The following is a 17,111-nucleotide window of genomic DNA, read 5'->3' on the forward strand; positions in this document are numbered from 1 at the left end:
GGTGCGTCCGGCCGGCAGGGTGCGGCCGGACGCTTGGGACGGCGCCGCCGGGTAACCCGCAGGGGAGATCACCCCATCGGTGGAAGGAGAGGTCATGTCGGGTGGGAACGGCCACGGCGACCACGAGGACCGGCCGGAGACGGCCGTGGAGGAAGTGCTCCGGGAGGTCGAGGAGGCCGGGAAGCGCGACGAGGACAAGGCCTCGGGCGAGGCCGGGGACGCCATCACCCCGAACACCGGGGCGCAGGAGCAGGCGGAGGGCGACTGAGCCGGGCGGCCCGGCCAAGCGGGGAACCCGCCCGGGCCGCCCGGGCGGCTCGTCCCCGCGGCCGGGCCCCGAGGCGCTCGAACCGGTGCGCCGGGCGCGCCCTCTCAGGGCGGCGGGACGGTGCGCGGGCCCCGCGGCCGGCTGGTGCCCGGCCGGCACAGTTGATCGACGGCGGCGCGGGTACCCGTATCCCATGAGTCACCACCAGCGAGAACCCCGGCTGCCCAGCCCCCGAGGCCCGCTCTCCGCCGCGCTGACCGCGTACCTGCGCGGCACGGGCCCGCTCCCCCGCCCCGCCGACGCCGGGACCGGGGACCCGTACGGCGACGACCTCCAGCTCGCCTTGTACGTGTGCTACGAGCTGCACTACCGCGGCTTCGCCGGGGTGCCGGCGGAGCGGGAGTGGGACCCGGAGCTGCTGGCCGTGCGAGCCGCGCTGGAGCGGCGGTTCCTGGCCGCGCTGCGCGCCGACACCCCGGTCCACGACAGCCTGGACGACGCGCTCGGCGCCCTCCTGGCCGAGCCGGCCGAGGGCGCGGGGATCTCCGGCTTCCTGGAGCGGGAGGGCGAGCTGTGGCACCTGCGGGAGTACGCGGCGCTGCGCTCGCTGTACCACCTGAAGGAGGCCGACCCGCACGCCTGGGTGCTGCCGCGGCTGTGGGGCCGGGCGAAGGCGGCGATGGCCGCGGTGGAGTTCGACGAGTTCGGCGGCGGCCGGGCCGACCGGGTGCACGCGCGGCTGTTCGCCGACCTGATGACGGACCTGGACCTGGACACCGCCTACGGCCGCCACCTGGACGCGGCCCCCGCCGAGATGCTGGCCGTGGTCAACCTGATGTCGCTGTTCGGCCTGCACCGCGCGCTGCGCGGCGCGCTGGTGGGCCATTTCGCCGAGGTGGAGATCACCTCCTCGCCCGGCTCGCGCCGGCTCGCCGGGGCGATGCGCCGCACGGGGGCCGGTCCGGCCGCGGAGTTCTTCTACGACGAGCACGTGGAGGCGGACGCGGTGCACGAGCAGGTGGTCCGGCACGAGGTGATCGGCGGGCTGCTCGCCGAGGAGCCGGAGCTGGCGCCCGACATCACCTTCGGGATCGACGCGACCGAGTACCTGGAGGACCGGCTGGCCCGGCGGGTGCTGGCCGACTGGCGGGCGGGGCGGTCGTGCCTGCGGGTGCCCCTGGGGACGACGGAGCAGCGGAAGGCGGAGCGACAGGCGGCCCATATATCATGATTCACGGGGAATTCTAGTGAGGTGAACCTTTTGCTGCTTCCGGGTGTGTACGCCCCACAGGACGACACGGAATTGCTGGTGGAGGCCCTGCGCGAGGAGGCCCCGCCCCCGGGTACGCGCGTGCTGGACGTAGGGACCGGAAGCGGGGCGCTGGCACTGGCGGCGGCCCGGCAGGGCGCCCGGGTGACCGCGGTGGACGTGTCCCGGCAGGCGGTGTGGACGGCCCGGCTGAACGCCTGGCTGAGCCGGCTGCCGGTGCGCATCCGGCGCGGCAACCTCTTCGCGCCGGTCCGGGGCCGCACCTTCGACCTCATCCTGGCGAACCCGCCCTACGTACCGGCGCCCGAGACGGGGCGCGGGCCGCGCGGCCGGTCCCGGGCCTGGGACGCGGGGCACGACGGCCGGCTGCTGCTGGACCGGATCTGCCGGGACGCCCCGGCGCTGCTGCGGCCGGGAGGGGTGCTGCTCATCGTGCACTCGGCGCTGAGCGGCCCCGAGCGCACCCTGGAGCTGCTGGGGGCGGCGGGCCTGACGGCCGAGGTGGTCCGGCGCCGCCGCGTCCCCTTCGGCCCGGTGCTGCGCGCCCGGGAGGACTGGCTGCGCCGGCGCGGGCTGCTCGCGCCGGCCGAGGACAAGGAAGAGCTGGTGGTCATCCGTGCCGAACGACTCCGCTGACAGCGCGCCGCGCGGACCGGCGGACGACACGCCGTACGAAGCGGCGGGTGATCCGCCGCGCGACCCGGCCGGGGCGGCCCGGCGGATCACCCTGCAACGGCGCGGGCCCCTCCTGGTGGAAGGGCCCGTGGAAGTCGAACTGGAGGACGGGACCACGGTCCGCTCGGACCGGTTCCGCGTCGCTCTGTGTACCTGCCGGCGCAGCCGCCGCTACCCCTGGTGCGACACGAGTCACCGGCGCAGGGCGCACAGCCCTGGTTGAAACCGTATGTTTTTCGCCGCTCCCCGGACGGCCCCCCACGGACCGGCCGGGGAGCGGCTGTGTGCCCGGAGCCGGCGGGCGGCCCCACTCCGCCCGCCTGCCCCGGTGCGAGATCGCTGGTTCCCCGCTCCAGGGGCCGCACTCCCCAGTTGCGGGCCTGATCCGGCGTTCCACGGGGTACCGTGCGATCCCGGTCTAGAACGCGAAGAGGCTGCCGCCGACGGCATCCCTCGCGCACGCGTTGCCGAAAGTGCGCTCGTAGGAGACGCGCTGGCCCTGCCAGACGCCCTGGACCGTGACCACGACGGGGTCGTACACCTTGGTGCACATCACGCCGTCGGCGTCCTTGAGGGCGTCGAGGTAGCCGTTCAGGCCGCGCAGTTCGGCGCAGGCCTCGGCGGGGGCCGGATGGGTCCCGGTGGGCGTCGGGGCGCAGCTCAGGGTGACGGCGCGCTCCGGAGTGGCCGTGGCCACGTCGTTGCCGTGGCCGGTGGTGAGCACCAGCGCCGAGGGGGCGTAGAGCGACGACGGGGCGGCGCCCGGTGCAGCGACGGCGGCCCCGGTCAGGGGTCCGCAAACGGCGGCGGCCGTGAGGCCGAAGGCCGCTGCCCAGCGCGCGGTGTTCCGCATTGTGTGCATCCTTCCGCTCGAACAGACGGGGTGCCGGCTCCAGCCCGGTCGGGTGCCGGAGCGGCGTGCGCCACTCTGCCGAGTCCACCGCCGAAATTCACATCGACCCCACGGGTTTCGGTAACCTTTCGTGTTGAATCAGTGGCGTGAAGTCACGGAAATCGAACGACGGGACCCCGTAACAGAGCGGTTCCCCTGTTCGAGAAGCGGCCGGATGGCCGAAAATCAGCGCGTCGTTAATCGTCCTGAAACATTCCGGCTCCGCCTGCCCGGAGCCCCTTCATGACTCCCTGTGTTCACGAAGTGATCACGACAGGGACGGTTCGGGTCCAGCGCTGTCCGGCGGAGGGCGAGGAATCGACGGGAAGCGGTTCCTCTCTCCCCCCGGCCCCCGCGCCCCGTGTGAAGCGTGCGCACGCACCGGCCGGCCGCGCACGCTCCCGAAGGGCGCGGTCCGGTAGTGGACCGACGTCCCGGTCCTGCCCGCGAGGCCCGTCCCGGCCGGTGGCTCCGGCGGCTTCCTCCGCCGGCCGGAACGGGTCAGATCTGCCAGGCGCGGAGCCGGTCGGCGGCGCCGTAGACGTCCGTCTTGCCGGAGATCAGGTCCCGGGCGAGGTCGACGAGGGCGCCGTAGGGCGGATCGATGCCGGCGCCGCTGACGAACATGTAGGCCACGGCGGTGGCGCAGGCGAAGCGGGCGTTGGCGGCGGGCAGCGGCTTGAGCACGGCGAGGGTGTGCAGCAGCGCGGCGGCCCGCCAGGCGGCGTCGGAGTCGACGCCGAGCCGGGGCGGGTCCACCCGGTGCCGGGCGACGGCCGCGACCAGCGCCGAGAAGTCGTCCACGGCGGGCTGGTCGGGCAGGACCTCCTCGTGCCGCTGGAGCAGCCAGGGAACGTCGATGTGGATGACGGAGGGCATCGCTCAGGCGGCCTCGCCCCTGCCGGGGCGCTCGTCGTCGGGGAAGGCCGCCGCGAACTCCTCGGCGTGGCCGGCGAAGAAGCGGCGGAAGGCCTCCGCGCCCTCCTGAAGGGCCCGGTGCCGGGCGATGTCGGCGGCGGCGGCCTCCCGGACCAGGGCCTTCATCGACGTACCGCGCTCCTTGGCGATCTGGCGCAGGTCCTCTAGTTCCCGTTCGCTGAACTCCACGTTGAGAGCTGGCATGCCCTCACGGTACCGCGCGGGTACTCACGCGTAAATATGCCCAGGTGGGGCGGCCTGCGTCACGGTACCGTCCGGTCCGCCCCACCCCCTCACGTCTCCCATCTGCTGATGCGCACCGCGCCCTCGGGGCGGCCCGGGCGGGCACTGGTGAGGGTCAGGCGCAGGCGGGAGCCCCGGACCGGGCCGAAGGTGATGACGGTGGGGGTGTCGGAGACGGTGGCCCACTCCACCCTCGCCCCGGTCACCGGGACCCAGGCGTGCCCGTCCCACACCGCGGCCTCGGCCCGCGCGGGCAGGCTGTGGACCGCGTCGACCGTGAAGGACACGGCCACCCGGTCGAAGGTGCGGGTGCGCCCGTGGTCGACCGACACCCAGTCCTTCTCCCGGGCCCCGTCGAACGCGGGCAGCAGCGCGGTGGCCTGCTTGGCGAAGGCGTTGGACCAGCCGGTGGCCGGGTCGCCGTCCAGCATCGCGGCGGGCGGGGTGTCCGGGCGGCCGGAGTAGCTCGCGTCCGCGTGCGGGTAGCCGGGCGGCGCGGGGTGGTCGGGGCGGAGGACGGCGGGTGCGGTGGTCACGGCGGGGCGGGCCGGGGTGGTGCGGAGGCGGACGGTGGACGGGCGCAGACCGTCCGCGCGGGCGGTGACTTTCAGGCTGCCGTCCCCGGTGCCGGACCGGACGATGGCGAGCGCCTTGCCGTGGAAGGCGGTGCGGGTGCTCGCCTGGTAGCGCTCGGCGCTCTCCTGGCGGCCGTTGTCGACGCCGGCCAGGGAGCCGCCCAGGACGTCGAAGGCGATGAGGTGCGCGGCGTCGGGCACGACGACCCCGTGCGCGTCGACGACCTCGGCGGTGACGAAGGCGAGCGCACGGCCGTCGGCGGGCAGGGACCTTCGGTCGGCGGTGAGGCGCACGGCGTGCGGGGCGCCGGCCGTGCGCAGGACGTCACCGGCGACGACCTTGCCGTCCCGCCGGGCCACGGCCCTCAGCTCGCCCGGCCGGTAGGGCACCTTCCAGGTCAGGTGCAGCTTGCCGGCGCTGCCGTTGGGACTGGTGTAACTGCCCGGGTAGGGGCCGTCGGTGAAGGTCTTGTCGTCGCCGGTGGCCTCGGTGGTCTCCAGATAGGCGCGGCCGTCGGTGGTCCTCTTGACGTCGAACTCCCGCACGCCGAGGGACTTTCCGTTGAGGAACAGCTCGACGGTGGGCACGTTGGCGTACGCCCACACCTCGACGGTGTCGCCCTCCTCGTGGTTCCAGGTCATCGGCAGCAGATGCACCATCGGCTCGGCCGTCCACTGGCTCCTGAAGAGGTGGTACATGTCCTTGGGGAAGCCGGCCGTGTCGACGGCGCCGAAGAAGGACGCCTTCACCGGGAACACGTCGTACGGGGTCGGTTCGCCGATGTAGTCGATGCCGGACCACAGGAACTGGCCCGCGAACCACTTCCGGTCCCGGTCCTTCTTGTGCCCGTACTCGCCGCTCATCGTCCAGGAGGCGAGGTTGTTGTCGTAGGAGGAGACCTCCCGCCGGCCGGGGGTGTGGTTCTCGCCGGTGTTCAGGTGCTCGGGCTCCTGGTAGGTGCCCCGGGTGGAGGTCTCCGAGGAGGACTCGGACTCGAAGAGGAACAGGTGCGGATACGCGGCGTGCAGGGCGTCCACGGACTTGGCCGTGTTGTAGTTGAGGCCGAGGCCGTCGAGCTTGGCGAGCATCAGGTCGGCCGCCGAGCCCTTGGCGGGCGGCCGCCGGTATTTGTCGGAGCCGATGACGAGCGGCCGGGTGTCGTCGGCGGCCTTGATCGCGCCGATGATCCGGTCCGCCATGGCCAGGCCCGCGGTGGAGGTGGAGTCGGGGATCTCGTTGCCGATGGACCACAGCACCACGGCCGGTGAGTTGCGGGCGGCCAGCACCATCTCCGTGGCGTCCCGCTCGCACCACTCGTCGAAGAACCGGCCGTAGTCGTACGCCGTCTTGCCGGTGCGCCAGCAGTCGAAGGCCTCCACCAGCATGACGATGCCCAGTTCCTCGCAGACCCGGATCAGCTCCGGCGCGGGCGGGTTGTGCGAGGTGCGCAGCGCGTTGACGCCCATCGACTTCATGATCCGCAGCTGCCGGCGGACGGCGTCGGCGCTGATCGCGGCGCCGAGGGCGCCCTGGTCGTGGTGGAGGTCGACACCCTTGATCTTGGCGGGGACGCCGTTGAGGGAGAAGCCCTCGTCGGGGTCGAAGCGGAAGGTGCGGATGCCGAAGGGCGTGCGGTGGGTGTCGGTGGTGCGGCCGGCCACGCGCAGCTCGGTGTGCAGGGTGTAGCGGTGTCCGGGGGTCGCGAAGTCCCACAGCAGGGGGTCGGCGACGGTCAGTTCGTGGGTCTCGGCGGCCTCCCCGGCGACGGCGACGGCGACCGTACTGGCCGTACGGGCCACGGTCCGGCCGTCGGGGGCCGTGATCCGGGACCGGATCTCCACGTCGGCGGCGCCGCCGGAGTCGTTGCGCACGGTGGTGGCCACCCGGACCAGCGCCCGGCCGGCGGAGACCTCCGGCGTGGTGACACGGGTTCCCCAGCGGGCCACGTGCACCGGCTCGGTGATCACCAGGCGGGCCTCGCGGTAGATGCCGCTGCCGGAGTACCAGCGGCTGCTGGGCAGCCGGTTGCGCACGCCGACCGCGAGCACGTTGGGCGTGCTGCCGTCGGTGTGCGCCAGGCCGGTGAGGTCGAGGGCGAAGCCGGTGTAGCCGTAGGGGTGGCGGCCGGCTTCCGTGCCGTTGCAGTAGACGTGGGCGTCCATGTAGACGCCGTCGAACTCGACCGAGATCCGCCGTCCGGTGTACGCGCGCGGCAGGGTGAAGGCGAGCCGGTACCAGCCGAGGCCGCCCGGGAGGAAGCCGGTGCCGCCGGTGGTGTGGTGCTCGGTGGTGGGAGTCTGCTCGATGCTCCAGTCGTGCGGGACGGAAACCTCGCGCCAGGCCGAGTCGTCGTGGCCCGGGTCGGTGGGCCCCGCCGGGTCGGCGAACGGGTCGGTGGCGCCGACCGGGTCGGCGAGCAGGAACCGCCAGCCGTCCCGCAGCGGCACCGTGCGGCGTCCGCCGGTACCGGACGCCTCGGCGGCGAGGGCGGCCGGGGCCGGGAGCGTTCCGGCCGCGGGTGCCGCCGCGGCTGCGGCCAGAACCGATCTGCGCGTGACCGTCATGGGCGGCTCTCCCCTATCGGGACTCGTCGAAGCTCGAAGGACTCAGAAGTACTCACAACTGATCGTGAACAAACAGATTCTGACGGCCTGCTCCACACGATCGTCAAGGGTCCGGACGCGTACGGCTGCGTCCGGCCGTGATCGGGCCGGTTTTCCCCGGCGACCGGACCCCGACCGTGTTCGACCGGTCGGCCCTGTGGCCCCGGCGCCGCCGCTCACGGAAGGGCATCACGCACTACGCTGGTACACGGGTGGTGCCATCTGTTCACCGAGAGTGTGCGCTTGGAGCGGCGACGATGAGCCGGGTCTATCCGTTCGACGACACGGGCACGGCACGGGCTGTCGTCGGCGACGACGGCACGCTGCGGGAGTGGAACGAGGGCGCCGTCCGCCTGCTCGGCCACCCCGCGGACGCCGTCCTGGGCCGCCCCGCCGCCGAACTGCTGGCCGGCGCCCCCGCCCCGGCCGCCCCCGACGGCCCGCGCTGGGAGGGCACCGTCGCGCTGCGCCACCACGACGGCCGTACCGTCTCCGTGTGGCTGCTCGCCCACCGCCGCCCGCCGCACGACGGGCACCCGGGCGACTGGCTCGTGGTCACCCCGCTCGCCGGCGCCCAGCCGCCCCTCGACGAGGACCCGCTCGCCGAGGCGGGCCTGATCCAGTCGCCCTGCGCGATCGCCGTGTACGACGACCGGCTGCGGCTGCGCCGGATGAACGAGGCCATGGCCGCCGTCGTCGGGCTGCCCGAGGAGCGGGTACGGGGGCTGCGGCTCGCGGAGATAGGCGGCAAGCCGCAGAGCGAGGAGCTGGAGCGCGACCTGCTCAGGGTGCTGACCTCGGGCCGGCCGCTGGACGTGCAGACCTTCCTGCGCACCGGCGGGGAGGAGCGGGCGCACGCCTGGCTGGCCCGGATGGCGCCGGTGCGCGACCGCGCGGGCCGGGTGCGGGGGGTGTCCATGGCCGCGCACGACATCACCGACAACCAGCGCGCCCGGCAGCGGCTCCAGCTCGTCAACGAGGCCAGCGTGCGCGTCGGGACCACCCTGGACGTCACCTGTACCGCCCAGGAGCTGGCGGACGTGTGCGTGCCGGCGCTCGCCGACTTCGTCACCATCGACCTGCTCGACCCGCAGGAGAGCCACGGCGAGCCGCCGGCCCGCGTCACCGCGCCGGTGCGGCTGCGCCGCGTCGCCCACCAGTCGGTGCTGCCCGGCGTCCCGGAGGCGGTGGTCGGCCGCGGGCAGACGGAGCGGTTCCCGGTGTCGTCCCCGCAGGCGGACGCGCTGGCCGCCGGCCGCACCATCGTCGCCTCGCGGCCGGGCGCCGCCATGGACCGGTGGCTGACCTGGCACGGTGAGCGCGGCGAACGGGCGCGGGAGTTCGGCGTCCACTCCTCGATGGCGGTGCCGATCCAGGCCCGCGGGCTGACGCTCGGGGTCGCGGTGCTGTGCCGGCACCGGCGCCCGGACGCGTTCACCCCGGACGACGTGCTGCTGGCCGAGGAGATCACCGCGCGGGCCGCCGTCTGCATCGACAACGCGCGCCGCTACTCGCGCGAGCGGGAGACGGCGCTCGCCCTCCAGCGCAGCCTGCTGCCCCGCTCGCTGCCGCGCACGGCCGCGCTGGAGGCCTGCTCCCGGTATCTGCCGGCCGCCCGCGCCGGGGTGGGCGGGGACTGGTTCGACGTGATCCCGCTCTCCGGGATGCGGGTCGCGATGGTCGTCGGGGACGTGGTCGGGCACGGCATCCAGGCCTCGGCCACCATGGGGCGGCTGCGCACCGCCGTGCGCACCCTGGCGGACATCGACCTGACCCCGGACGAGTTGCTGACCCACCTGGACGACCTGGTGCTGCGGCTCTCGGACGAGTCCGGGACCGCGAGCGCCGGCGAGGCGGGCAGCCCCGGCGAACTCGGCGCGACCTGCCTGTACGCCGTCTACGACCCGGTGTCCCGGCGCTGCTCCCTGGCCCGCGCCGGGCACCCGCCGCCCGTGGTCGTGGAGCCGGGCGGCACCCCCCGGGCACTGGAGCTGCCCGCCGGTCCCCCGCTGGGCCTGGGCGGGCTGCCCTTCGAGTCCGCCGAGGTGGAGCTGCCCGAGGGCACGGTCCTCGCGCTGTACACGGACGGGCTGGTGTGGTCCCGGGAGCGGGACCCGGAGGCCAGCCGGGAACTGCTGCACGCGGCGCTCGGGGCGTACGCCGGCTCGCTGGACGAGGCCTGCGACCGCGTGCTGCACGCCCTGCTCCCCTACGGCGGCGCCCCCGACGACGTGGCGCTGCTGCTCGCCCGCACCCAGGGTCTGCCCGCCTCGCAGGTGGCGACCTGGGACATCCCGGCCGACCCGGCGCTGGTCGCGCCGATCCGCAAGCAGGTCGTGGAGCAGATGGCCGACTGGTCGCTGAGCGAGGCGTCGTTCACGACCGAGCTGGTGGTCAGCGAGCTGGTGACCAACGCCATCCGGTACGGCTCCCACCCGATCCGGCTCCGGCTGATCCACGACGCGAACACGCTGACCTGCGAGGTCTTCGACGCCAGCCACACCGCCCCGCACCTGCGCCGGGCCAAGGTCTTCGACGAGGGCGGCCGGGGCCTGCTGCTGGTGGCCCAGCTCACCCAGCGCTGGGGCAGCCGCCACACGGCGGAGGGCAAGACGATCTGGGCCGAACTGCCGCTGTTCGAACAGGACCGGTAGCGGGCCCGGGCCGGACCGGACCCGTACGGCGTACGCGCCCGGACGGGACGGCGGGAGCGCCGGGTTCAGGAGGCCGTCAGCCAGGGGCGTACTCGTCTGCGGGCCTCGTGCAGGCGGGACTTGAGGGTGCCGAGCGGGATGCCGGCGCGTTCGGCGGCCTCGGCGTAGTCCAGTTGGCAGATGTCCCGGTAGACCAGCGGCGCGACCAGCTGCGGATGCTCCCGCTCCAGCCGGTCCAGGGCCTCCAGCAGGTCCACCCGGGAGCCGGCGATGACACTGGTGGTGCGCGGGTCGACGGCGTGGGCGGGTTCGATCGCCGCGGGCTGTTCGGCGGCCCGCCGCCTCAGCTCGCGGTACTTCTGCCGGCAGCAGTTGGCGACGACGGTGTACAGCCAGGTGCCGAAGCGGCTGCGGCCCTCGAAGCCCGTGATGTGCCGGGCCACCTGGAGCAGCACGTCCTGGGCGGCCTCCTCGGCGTCCTCCCGGCACGGCAGGAACCGCCCGCAGCGGCGCACGGTCTCGGGCCGGATCTCGCTCAGCAGCAGCTCCAGCGCCGCGCCGTCACCGGCGGCGGCGCGCCGGGCCAGTTCCTCGGTCGGCGTCCGGTCCGGCACGGCGGGCCCCCTTCACGTCTTCTCCGGGCCAGGCATGATAGCCGTATGCAGCCCCCGGAGCGGATCGGCCGGTACCGTCTCGAACGGCCGCTGGGCAGCGGCGCGTTCGCCCTGGTGTGGCTCGGCCACGACCCCGAGCTGCGGGCTCCGGTCGCGGTGAAGGTCCTCGCGGAGAACTGGGCGCACCGGCTCGACATCAGGGAACGCTTCCTGGCCGAGGCCCGGTTGCTGCGCCGGGCCGGTTCCGGTCGGGTGGTGCAGGTCTACGACATCGGCGAACTCCCGGACGGACGGCCCTACTTCGTGATGGAGTACGCCGGTGGCGGGACCCTCGCCGAGCTGGCGGCGGGCGGTGCGCTGCCGGTGCCCGAGGCGCTGGAGCTGACCGCCGAGGCCGCGCGCGCCGCCGCCGAGCTGCACGAGGCGGGCATCGTGCACCGCGACATCAAACCGGCCAATGTGCTGCTGCACACCGCCCCGGACGGCTCCCGGCGGGTACTGCTGGCCGACCTGGGCCTGGCCAAGAGCCTCGCGCAGGCGTCGGTGCTGACGCTCGCGGCGGGTTCGGCGGGGTACCGGCCCCCCGAACAGGCCGAGCCCGGCGCGGGCATCGACGAGCGGGCGGACGTCTACAGCCTGGGCGCGGTCGGCTACGAACTGCTCACCGGCACCGTGCCGGGCCCGCCGGGCAAGGTGGTGCCGCCCCGGCGGCTGCGGCCGGAGCTGGGCGAGGACGTGGCGCGGGCGCTGCTGCGCGCGCTGGAACCGGACCGGGCGCGGCGCTGGCCGGGCGCGCTGGCGTTCGCGCGGGAGCTGGACCGGCTGGCCGCGCGGCCCCCGGCGCCGTCCGCCCGACGGCCGGCCGGGCCGCGCGCCCGGCTCGGCCCGGTGACCCTGGCCGTGGCCGCGGTGCTCGCCGCCGGCGCCGTCGCGGCCACGGTGACCGTGGCGCCGCACCGGGACGGCGGCGGGCCGGAGCGGGTGCGGATCACGGACGCCGGCGGGCGGGTGACGCTCACGGTGCCCGCCGGCTGGGGCGGCGAGCTGCGCGACTCCGGCTGGGACCCGCGGGTGCTCGGGCTGGCGGCGGGGCACGAGCCGGGCCTGGTGGTCGCCGACGACCTGTCCCGCTGGACCGACCTGACCGCGCCCGTGGACGGGGTGTTCGTCGGCGTCGGCACCCGCGGCCGCCTCGCCGCCGCGGTGGGGGCGCTCACCCATCCCGGCTGCCGCTCCACGGGGACGCGCACCTTCGCCGACGCCCACTGGCGCGGCCTGGTCCGGTCCTTCGGCCGCTGCCCGGACGGCGGCTCGGTCACCGAGTGCGCGCTTTCCCCGGCGGACGGCGCCGCCCGGCCACAGGTGTACGTGCAGATACGCCGACGGGGTGACGCCGATGCGACCGACGGCGTACTGCGTTCGCTGCGGGTGGCCTGAACGGCGCCTGCCGAGGGGCGAAACGGGGAAAAGAACCCGCGTGCCCCGAACTTTTCCGGCCGTCCGCGCATCGGACGGGGAGAACGGCGCACCCGGCGCCCCAGGCACGCGCCACGGCCGCGTGCCACGATCCTTCAGGAGTGTGAGCGACATGGTGCACACCCCCCGGCCCGCGCGGCACGGGGCCCTGCTCGTGGGCACGGCCGCCGTACTCGGCCTGCTGGCCGGCTGCGGCGACGGCGAGACCGTCCGCAGCGACCCCCCGGCGAGGTCCTCCGGTACGGCCGCCCCCGCGCGGGAGACGCCCACCCCCTCGGCGTCCGCCCCGGCCACCTCCTCCGCCCCCGTCTCCTCCGCCCCGCCGGCCCCGCCGAAAACGACGGCGTCCTCGGGCGGCCGTACGACGGCCGCGCCCGCGACGGCCGCGGGCGGCTCCCGCTGCCACACCTCCGAGCTGCGGGCCTCGGTGGGCCGGGGCGACCCGGGCGCCGGTCAGGAGAACTTCCCGGTGGTCCTCACGAACAGGTCCGGCCGCACCTGCACCCTGCGCGGTTATCCGGGCACGGCCTTCCTGAACGGCTCGGGCGGCCCGCTCGGCGCGGACCCCAGGCGGGCTCCGGGCACCCCGGTCACCGTCACGGTCCGGCCCGGACAGAGCGCCTGGGCCGGGCTGAGCTTCTCCAACCCGCAGGTCAGCGGCGCGAAGGCGGCCACCCCGGCCACGCTGCTGGTCACCCCGCCGGACGAACGCGATCCGCTGCGGGTGTCCTGGCCGGGCGGCCCGGTGCCGGTTTCCGGCACCGCCTCGGCCGCTCGTCTGACGGTCCTCGGCCCGGGCACGGGGCCCTGACCGGCCCCCCGCCGAGCCCTTGACCGGTCCTCCGCCGAGCCCCTGACCGGTCCCGGACCGGCGGTCTGTTTTCATGGGCGGGCAACCCCGTGATCACTTCCGGAAGGACCCGCCCTGAACACCCCGCTCGCCGCGGCCCTGTCCGCCGCCTTGCTGGTCGCCGTGCTGGCCTGGGCCGTCGTACGGCCCTTCGGATGGCCGGAGGCGGTCATGGCCGTGCCCGCCGCCGGGATCGCGGTGGCCACCGGCGCCCTCCCCCTCGCGCATGCCCGGGCCGAGGCCGAACGGCTCGGCCCGGTGGTCGGCTTCCTCGCGGCGGTGCTGGTGATCGCCCATTTCTGCGATGTGGACGGGCTGTTCCAGGCGTGCGGCGCGTGGACGGCCCGCTGGGCGGCCGGCCGGCCGGTGCGGCTGCTGACCGCCGTGTTCGCGCTGGCCTCGGCCATCACCGCCGTGCTCAGCCTGGACGCGACGATCGTGCTGCTCACCCCGGTGGTGTTCGCCACGGCCGCGCGCACCGGCGTACGGCCCAAACCCCATGTGTACGCCTGCACCCACCTGTCGAACACCGCGTCGCTGCTGCTGCCGGTGTCCAATCTGACGAACCTGCTGGCGTTCGCGGCGAGCGGGCTGAGCTTCACCCGGTTCGCGGCGCTGATGGCGCTGCCCTGGCTGGCCGCGATCGGCGTCGAGTACCTGGTGTTCCGCCGGTTCTTCGCCCGCGACCTCGCCGCGGCGGCCCCGGCGGACCAGGACGCCGGCGCCCCGCCGCGGCTGCCGCTGTTCGCGCTGGTGACGGTCGGCTGCACGCTGGCCGGATTCCTGGTGGCGTCGGTGTTCGGCGTGGAACCGGCCTGGGTGGCGGCCGGGGGTGCGCTGGTGCTGGCCGGGCGGGCGCTGGCGCGGCGCCGGGCGACCCCGCTGACGGTCGTACGGGCGGCGACCCCCGCCTTCCTGGCGTTCGTGCTGGCGCTGGGCGTGGTGGTGCGGGCGGTGGTCGACAACGGGCTCGCGGACGTGCTGGGGCAGGTGCTGCCGGGCGGCACCGGGCTCGCCGCGCTGCTCGGCACCGCCGCGCTGGCCGCGCTGCTGGCCAATCTGATCAACAACCTGCCCGCGGTGCTGGTCCTGCTGCCGCTGGCGGCCCCGGCCGGGCCGGGCGCGGTCCTCGCGGTGCTGCTCGGGGTGAACATCGGCCCGAACCTCACCTACGCCGGGTCGCTGGCCACGCTGCTGTGGCGGCGGATCGTGCACCAGCACGAGCACGAGGTGGACCTCGGGGAGTTCACCCGGCTGGGTCTGCTCGCCGTGCCGTCGTCCCTCGCGGTCGCGGTGGTGGCACTGTGGGGATCGTTGCGGATTCTGTAGGGTGCGCGGGCTCCGCCGCGAAGGCGCGCGGCGACGGGAGGTGCGGCGGATGCGGGTGATCGCCTGGCTGGTGGAGGGCACCTGGCCGGCCTGCGTGGACGCGGTGCGCGCCCACGCGCCGGGGGCCGCCGAGGTGGTACTGCTCCATGTGAGCGAACCCGAGGTGCCCGTGGTGGCGCACGGGGCCTTCGACGGGCTGCTCGGCCGCGCTCACCGGGCGGGGCACCGGCCGGCCGAGGGCTGGGCGCGGGATCCCGGGGACCGGCTGGAGGCGCTGGGCGGCCCGTCGGCGTCGGCGCTGCTGGACGCGGCGGCCCGGCGGCTGGGCCGGCCGTGCGTGCGCGAGGAGCGGTCCGGCCGGGCCGAGCGGGAGGTGGTGGCCGCCGCCGAGGGGGCGGGGCTGCTGGTGCTGGCCCGGGACGGGGACCGGTCCCGGCTCGGTCCGAGGAGCCTCGGCCCCGCGGCCCGGTTCACCGTCGACCACGCCCCCTGCCCGGTCCTGCTGGTGTGGCCGCGGCCGGCCCCGTCCCTGTCCACGCTCCCGCCACCGCCCCACCACCCGTGACCCGCCGCCCGGGCCCGGGCGGCGGCCGGCGCGTGCCCCACGCGACGGGGGGGGCCGCCGGCCGCACGCGCACACCCCGCGCCGCGCCTCGCGTCACCGGGCCTGCGGCGATCAGTGGCCGCTGACCGCGCGCGGGGTGTACGGCTGCCGGAGTTCCTCGATCTCCTGGCCGGTCAGCCGCAGTTCGACCGCGGCCACCGCGTCCTCCAGGTGCCGCGGCTTGGCGGCGCCCACGATCGGCGCCGTCACGGTGTCCTGGTGCAGCAGCCAGGCGAGGGCCACCTGGGCGCGCGGGACGCCCCGCCCGGCCGCGATCCGGGTGACCGCCTCGACGATCGCGCGGTCGCTCTCCAGGTACAGCCGGCTGCCGAAGTCGTCGGTGGCGCTGCGTCCGGTGACCGTGCCCCAGTCGCGGGTGAGCCGGCCCCGGGCGAGCGGGCTCCACGGCAGCACGCCGACGCCCTGGTCCGCGCACAGGGGCAGCATCTCCCGCTCCTCCTCGCGGTAGAGCAGGTTGTAGTGGTTCTGCATGGACACGAACTTCGTCCAGCCGTGCCGCTCGGCGGTGTACTGCGCCTTGGCGAACTCCCAGGCGTACATCGAACTGGCCCCGATGTACCGGACCTTGCCCGCCTTGACCAGGTCGTGCAGCGCCTCCATCGTCTCCTCGACGGGGGTGGCGTGGTCGTAGCGGTGGATCTGGTAGAGGTCGACGTAGTCGGTGCCGAGGCGGCGCAGGCTGTGGTCGATCTCGGTCATGACGGCCTTGCGGGACAGACCGGCGCCGTTGGGGCCGGGCCGCATCCGGCCGTGCACCTTCGTGGCCAGCACGATCTCGTCGCGCCGAGCGAAGTCCCGCAGCGCCTTGCCGACGATCTCCTCGCTGGTGCCGTCGGAGTAGACGTTGGCGGTGTCGAAGAAATTGACGCCCGCCTCCAGCGCCTGCCGGATCAGCGGACGGGACGCCTCCTCGTCGAGGGTCCACTCGTGCGTACCGCGGTCCGGCACGCCGTACGTCATACAGCCCAGACAGATCCGCGACACGTCCAGGCCCGTCGAACCGAGCTTCACGTACTGCATCGTTGCTGCTCCTGCCGTCGAGACGATGATCTCCGGCGAGCCTACGACGTGGTCCGGGAGCCGACTTGACGCCGGGAGCGCACGGGCGATTTGATCCTGGGACGTGCCGCGCCGCCCGGCGTGGGCAGGATGGAGCGGACGTGTCCCCCACGGGTGTTCCCCGCGCCCCGAGGTCGGGTACGGCCCTGGGCGCCTTGGCGGCGGCCCTGGCCGTCACGGTGTCGGCGCTGGCCGGCTGCGCGTCCGGCGACCGGGACGAGGACGGTTCCGGCAAGCCCGCCGCGGTGCGGCTGCCCCCGAGGGGCGCCGGCTTCGACTACCAGATCGGCGGCGCCTATCCCCCGCCCGAGGGCGTGCGCGTGGTCAGCCGCGACCGGTCCGATGCCCCCGCCCGGGGCCTGTACAACATCTGCTACGTCAACGCCTTCCAGGCCCAGCCCGCCGAGCGTTCCTCCTGGCCGGCCGATCTGCTGCTGCGCGACGCGCGCGGCAAGCCGGTCATCGACGAGGACTGGGACGAGCCGTTGCTGGACATCCGCACCCCGGCCAAGCGGGACCGGGTGGCGAAACGGGTGAACGGCTGGATCGACGGCTGCGCGGACAAGGGCTTCGACGCCGTCGAACCCGACAACTACGACAGCTACACCCGCTCCGACGGGCTGCTCGACACGGCCGACGCGACCGCGTTCATGGCCCTGCTGTCCCGGCACGCGCACGCCCGGCACCTGGCCATCGCGCAGAAGAACACCGCGGAACTGGCCGGGCAGCGCCGACGGGCCGGGCTGGACTTCGCGGTGGCGGAGGAGTGCGGTCAGTACGACGAGTGCGGGGTGTACGCCAAGGCGTTCGACGACCGGGTGGTGGACATCGAGTACACCGACCACGGCCTGGAGGCGGCCCGGGCCCGCTGGGGCGGACGCCTCAGCATCGTCCGCCGGGACCGGGACGTGTCCACCCCGGGCAGCGCGGCCTATGTCCGCGCCGTGCGGTAGCGGCGCCGCCACGGGGGGGGGGGGGGGGTGGGGGGGGGGCGGGGGGGGGGGGCGGGGGGGGGGGGGGGGGCAAACCGCTCCCCCGCAGACGAATAGCCAGAGAAGA

The 17,111-nt window shown here is 75.0% G+C and carries 16 protein-coding genes; 10 read left to right on the forward strand and 6 right to left on the reverse strand.

All coding sequences use genetic code 11. From position 1 onward, the window contains the following. The first annotated feature begins 94 nt into the window (after positions 1 to 94). From ACZ4W9_RS00085 to ACZ4W9_RS00100, 4 genes are all read left to right on the forward strand, one after another. The gene (locus tag ACZ4W9_RS00085; RefSeq protein ID WP_467932085.1) at positions 95 to 268 is read left to right on the forward strand and encodes a hypothetical protein; all 174 of its coding nucleotides are present in this window, start codon (positions 95 to 97) and stop codon (positions 266 to 268) included. 193 nt (positions 269 to 461) lie between these two features. Further along, positions 462 to 1,499 (forward strand): iron-containing redox enzyme family protein, encoded by a 1,038-nt coding sequence (locus tag ACZ4W9_RS00090; protein ID WP_467932087.1) that lies wholly within the window; start codon positions 462 to 464, stop codon positions 1,497 to 1,499. A 21-nt stretch (positions 1,500 to 1,520) separates the two neighbouring features. Next, the gene (locus ACZ4W9_RS00095) at positions 1,521 to 2,174 is read left to right on the forward strand and encodes a HemK2/MTQ2 family protein methyltransferase (protein ID WP_467932088.1); all 654 of its coding nucleotides are present in this window, start codon (positions 1,521 to 1,523) and stop codon (positions 2,172 to 2,174) included. A gap of 85 nt (positions 2,175 to 2,259) precedes the next feature. After that, entirely contained in the window at positions 2,260 to 2,436 is a 177-nt protein-coding gene (locus ACZ4W9_RS00100) for a CDGSH iron-sulfur domain-containing protein (RefSeq protein ID WP_467932410.1), read from the forward strand. Between the two features lie 195 nt (positions 2,437 to 2,631). Here the strand turns inward: ACZ4W9_RS00100 and ACZ4W9_RS00105 are convergent, their stop codons facing one another. The 4 genes from ACZ4W9_RS00105 to ACZ4W9_RS00120 form a co-directional block, all read right to left on the reverse strand. After that, entirely contained in the window at positions 2,632 to 3,066 is a 435-nt protein-coding gene (locus tag ACZ4W9_RS00105; RefSeq protein WP_467932090.1) for a subtilase-type protease inhibitor, read from the reverse strand. Positions 3,067 to 3,606: 540 nt separating this feature from the next. Next, on the reverse strand, positions 3,607 to 3,984 hold the full coding sequence (locus tag ACZ4W9_RS00110; protein WP_467932091.1) for a toxin Doc: 378 nt from the start codon (positions 3,982 to 3,984) through the stop codon (positions 3,607 to 3,609). Between the two features lie 3 nt (positions 3,985 to 3,987). Next, a complete protein-coding gene (locus tag ACZ4W9_RS00115) occupies positions 3,988 to 4,227 on the reverse strand; it encodes a hypothetical protein (protein ID WP_030607465.1) in 240 nt (79 codons plus the stop codon). Positions 4,228 to 4,316: 89 nt separating this feature from the next. Beyond that, positions 4,317 to 7,406: a glycoside hydrolase family 2 TIM barrel-domain containing protein gene (locus ACZ4W9_RS00120; protein ID WP_467932093.1), complete on the reverse strand. Its 3,090-nt coding sequence runs from the start codon at positions 7,404 to 7,406 to the stop codon at positions 4,317 to 4,319. Between the two features lie 296 nt (positions 7,407 to 7,702). Here ACZ4W9_RS00120 and ACZ4W9_RS00125 point away from each other — a divergent pair, with 296 nt between their 5' ends. After that, positions 7,703 to 10,099 (forward strand): SpoIIE family protein phosphatase, encoded by a 2,397-nt coding sequence (locus ACZ4W9_RS00125; RefSeq protein WP_467932094.1) that lies wholly within the window; start codon positions 7,703 to 7,705, stop codon positions 10,097 to 10,099. A gap of 65 nt (positions 10,100 to 10,164) precedes the next feature. Here ACZ4W9_RS00125 and ACZ4W9_RS00130 read toward each other — a convergent pair whose 3' ends face one another. Next, positions 10,165 to 10,713 carry an RNA polymerase sigma factor gene (locus ACZ4W9_RS00130; protein WP_467932095.1) on the reverse strand — a complete coding sequence of 183 codons (549 nt, stop codon included), beginning with the start codon at positions 10,711 to 10,713 and terminating at the stop codon, positions 10,165 to 10,167. 45 nt (positions 10,714 to 10,758) lie between these two features. Between ACZ4W9_RS00130 and ACZ4W9_RS00135 the strand changes: the two genes are divergently transcribed. The 4 genes from ACZ4W9_RS00135 (at position 10,759) to ACZ4W9_RS00150 (ending at position 14,933) form a co-directional block, all read left to right on the forward strand. After that, positions 10,759 to 12,150 (forward strand): serine/threonine-protein kinase, encoded by a 1,392-nt coding sequence (locus tag ACZ4W9_RS00135; protein WP_467932097.1) that lies wholly within the window; start codon positions 10,759 to 10,761, stop codon positions 12,148 to 12,150. Between the two features lie 151 nt (positions 12,151 to 12,301). Then, on the forward strand, positions 12,302 to 13,000 hold the full coding sequence (locus ACZ4W9_RS00140) for a DUF4232 domain-containing protein (protein ID WP_467932098.1): 699 nt from the start codon (positions 12,302 to 12,304) through the stop codon (positions 12,998 to 13,000). Positions 13,001 to 13,114: 114 nt separating this feature from the next. Next, complete coding sequence (locus ACZ4W9_RS00145; RefSeq protein ID WP_467932411.1) at positions 13,115 to 14,368, forward strand: SLC13 family permease; 1,254 nt, start codon at positions 13,115 to 13,117, stop codon at positions 14,366 to 14,368. Between the two features lie 49 nt (positions 14,369 to 14,417). Further along, the gene (locus ACZ4W9_RS00150; RefSeq protein WP_467932100.1) at positions 14,418 to 14,933 is read left to right on the forward strand and encodes a universal stress protein; all 516 of its coding nucleotides are present in this window, start codon (positions 14,418 to 14,420) and stop codon (positions 14,931 to 14,933) included. A 111-nt stretch (positions 14,934 to 15,044) separates the two neighbouring features. Here the strand turns inward: ACZ4W9_RS00150 and ACZ4W9_RS00155 are convergent, their stop codons facing one another. Beyond that, positions 15,045 to 16,013: an aldo/keto reductase gene (locus tag ACZ4W9_RS00155; RefSeq protein WP_467932101.1), complete on the reverse strand. Its 969-nt coding sequence runs from the start codon at positions 16,011 to 16,013 to the stop codon at positions 15,045 to 15,047. 140 nt (positions 16,014 to 16,153) lie between these two features. Between ACZ4W9_RS00155 and ACZ4W9_RS00160 the strand changes: the two genes are divergently transcribed. Further along, the gene (locus ACZ4W9_RS00160; RefSeq protein ID WP_467932102.1) at positions 16,154 to 17,005 is read left to right on the forward strand and encodes an endo alpha-1,4 polygalactosaminidase; all 852 of its coding nucleotides are present in this window, start codon (positions 16,154 to 16,156) and stop codon (positions 17,003 to 17,005) included. Positions 17,006 to 17,111: the final 106 nt, after the last annotated feature.

The sequence above is a fragment of the Streptomyces sp. NPDC029296 genome, assembly GCF_055569255.1.

Bases quoted from the DNA above. Each gene is read 5' to 3' on its own strand.
- ACZ4W9_RS00110 (WP_467932091.1), bottom strand. From the start codon at position 3,984: ATGCCCTCCGTCATCCACATCGACGTTCCCTGGCTGCTCCAGCGGCAC.
- ACZ4W9_RS00125 (WP_467932094.1), top strand. From the start codon at position 7,703: ATGAGCCGGGTCTATCCGTTCGACGACACGGGCACGGCACGGGCTGTC.
- ACZ4W9_RS00115 (WP_030607465.1), bottom strand. From the start codon at position 4,227: ATGCCAGCTCTCAACGTGGAGTTCAGCGAACGGGAACTAGAGGACCTG.
- ACZ4W9_RS00135 (WP_467932097.1), top strand. From the start codon at position 10,759: ATGCAGCCCCCGGAGCGGATCGGCCGGTACCGTCTCGAACGGCCGCTG.
- ACZ4W9_RS00150 (WP_467932100.1), top strand. From the start codon at position 14,418: ATGCGGGTGATCGCCTGGCTGGTGGAGGGCACCTGGCCGGCCTGCGTG.
- ACZ4W9_RS00105 (WP_467932090.1), bottom strand. From the start codon at position 3,066: ATGCGGAACACCGCGCGCTGGGCAGCGGCCTTCGGCCTCACGGCCGCC.
- ACZ4W9_RS00155 (WP_467932101.1), bottom strand. From the start codon at position 16,013: ATGCAGTACGTGAAGCTCGGTTCGACGGGCCTGGACGTGTCGCGGATC.
- ACZ4W9_RS00090 (WP_467932087.1), top strand. From the start codon at position 462: ATGAGTCACCACCAGCGAGAACCCCGGCTGCCCAGCCCCCGAGGCCCG.
- ACZ4W9_RS00085 (WP_467932085.1), top strand. From the start codon at position 95: ATGTCGGGTGGGAACGGCCACGGCGACCACGAGGACCGGCCGGAGACG.
- ACZ4W9_RS00120 (WP_467932093.1), bottom strand. From the start codon at position 7,406: ATGACGGTCACGCGCAGATCGGTTCTGGCCGCAGCCGCGGCGGCACCC.
- ACZ4W9_RS00140 (WP_467932098.1), top strand. From the start codon at position 12,302: ATGGTGCACACCCCCCGGCCCGCGCGGCACGGGGCCCTGCTCGTGGGC.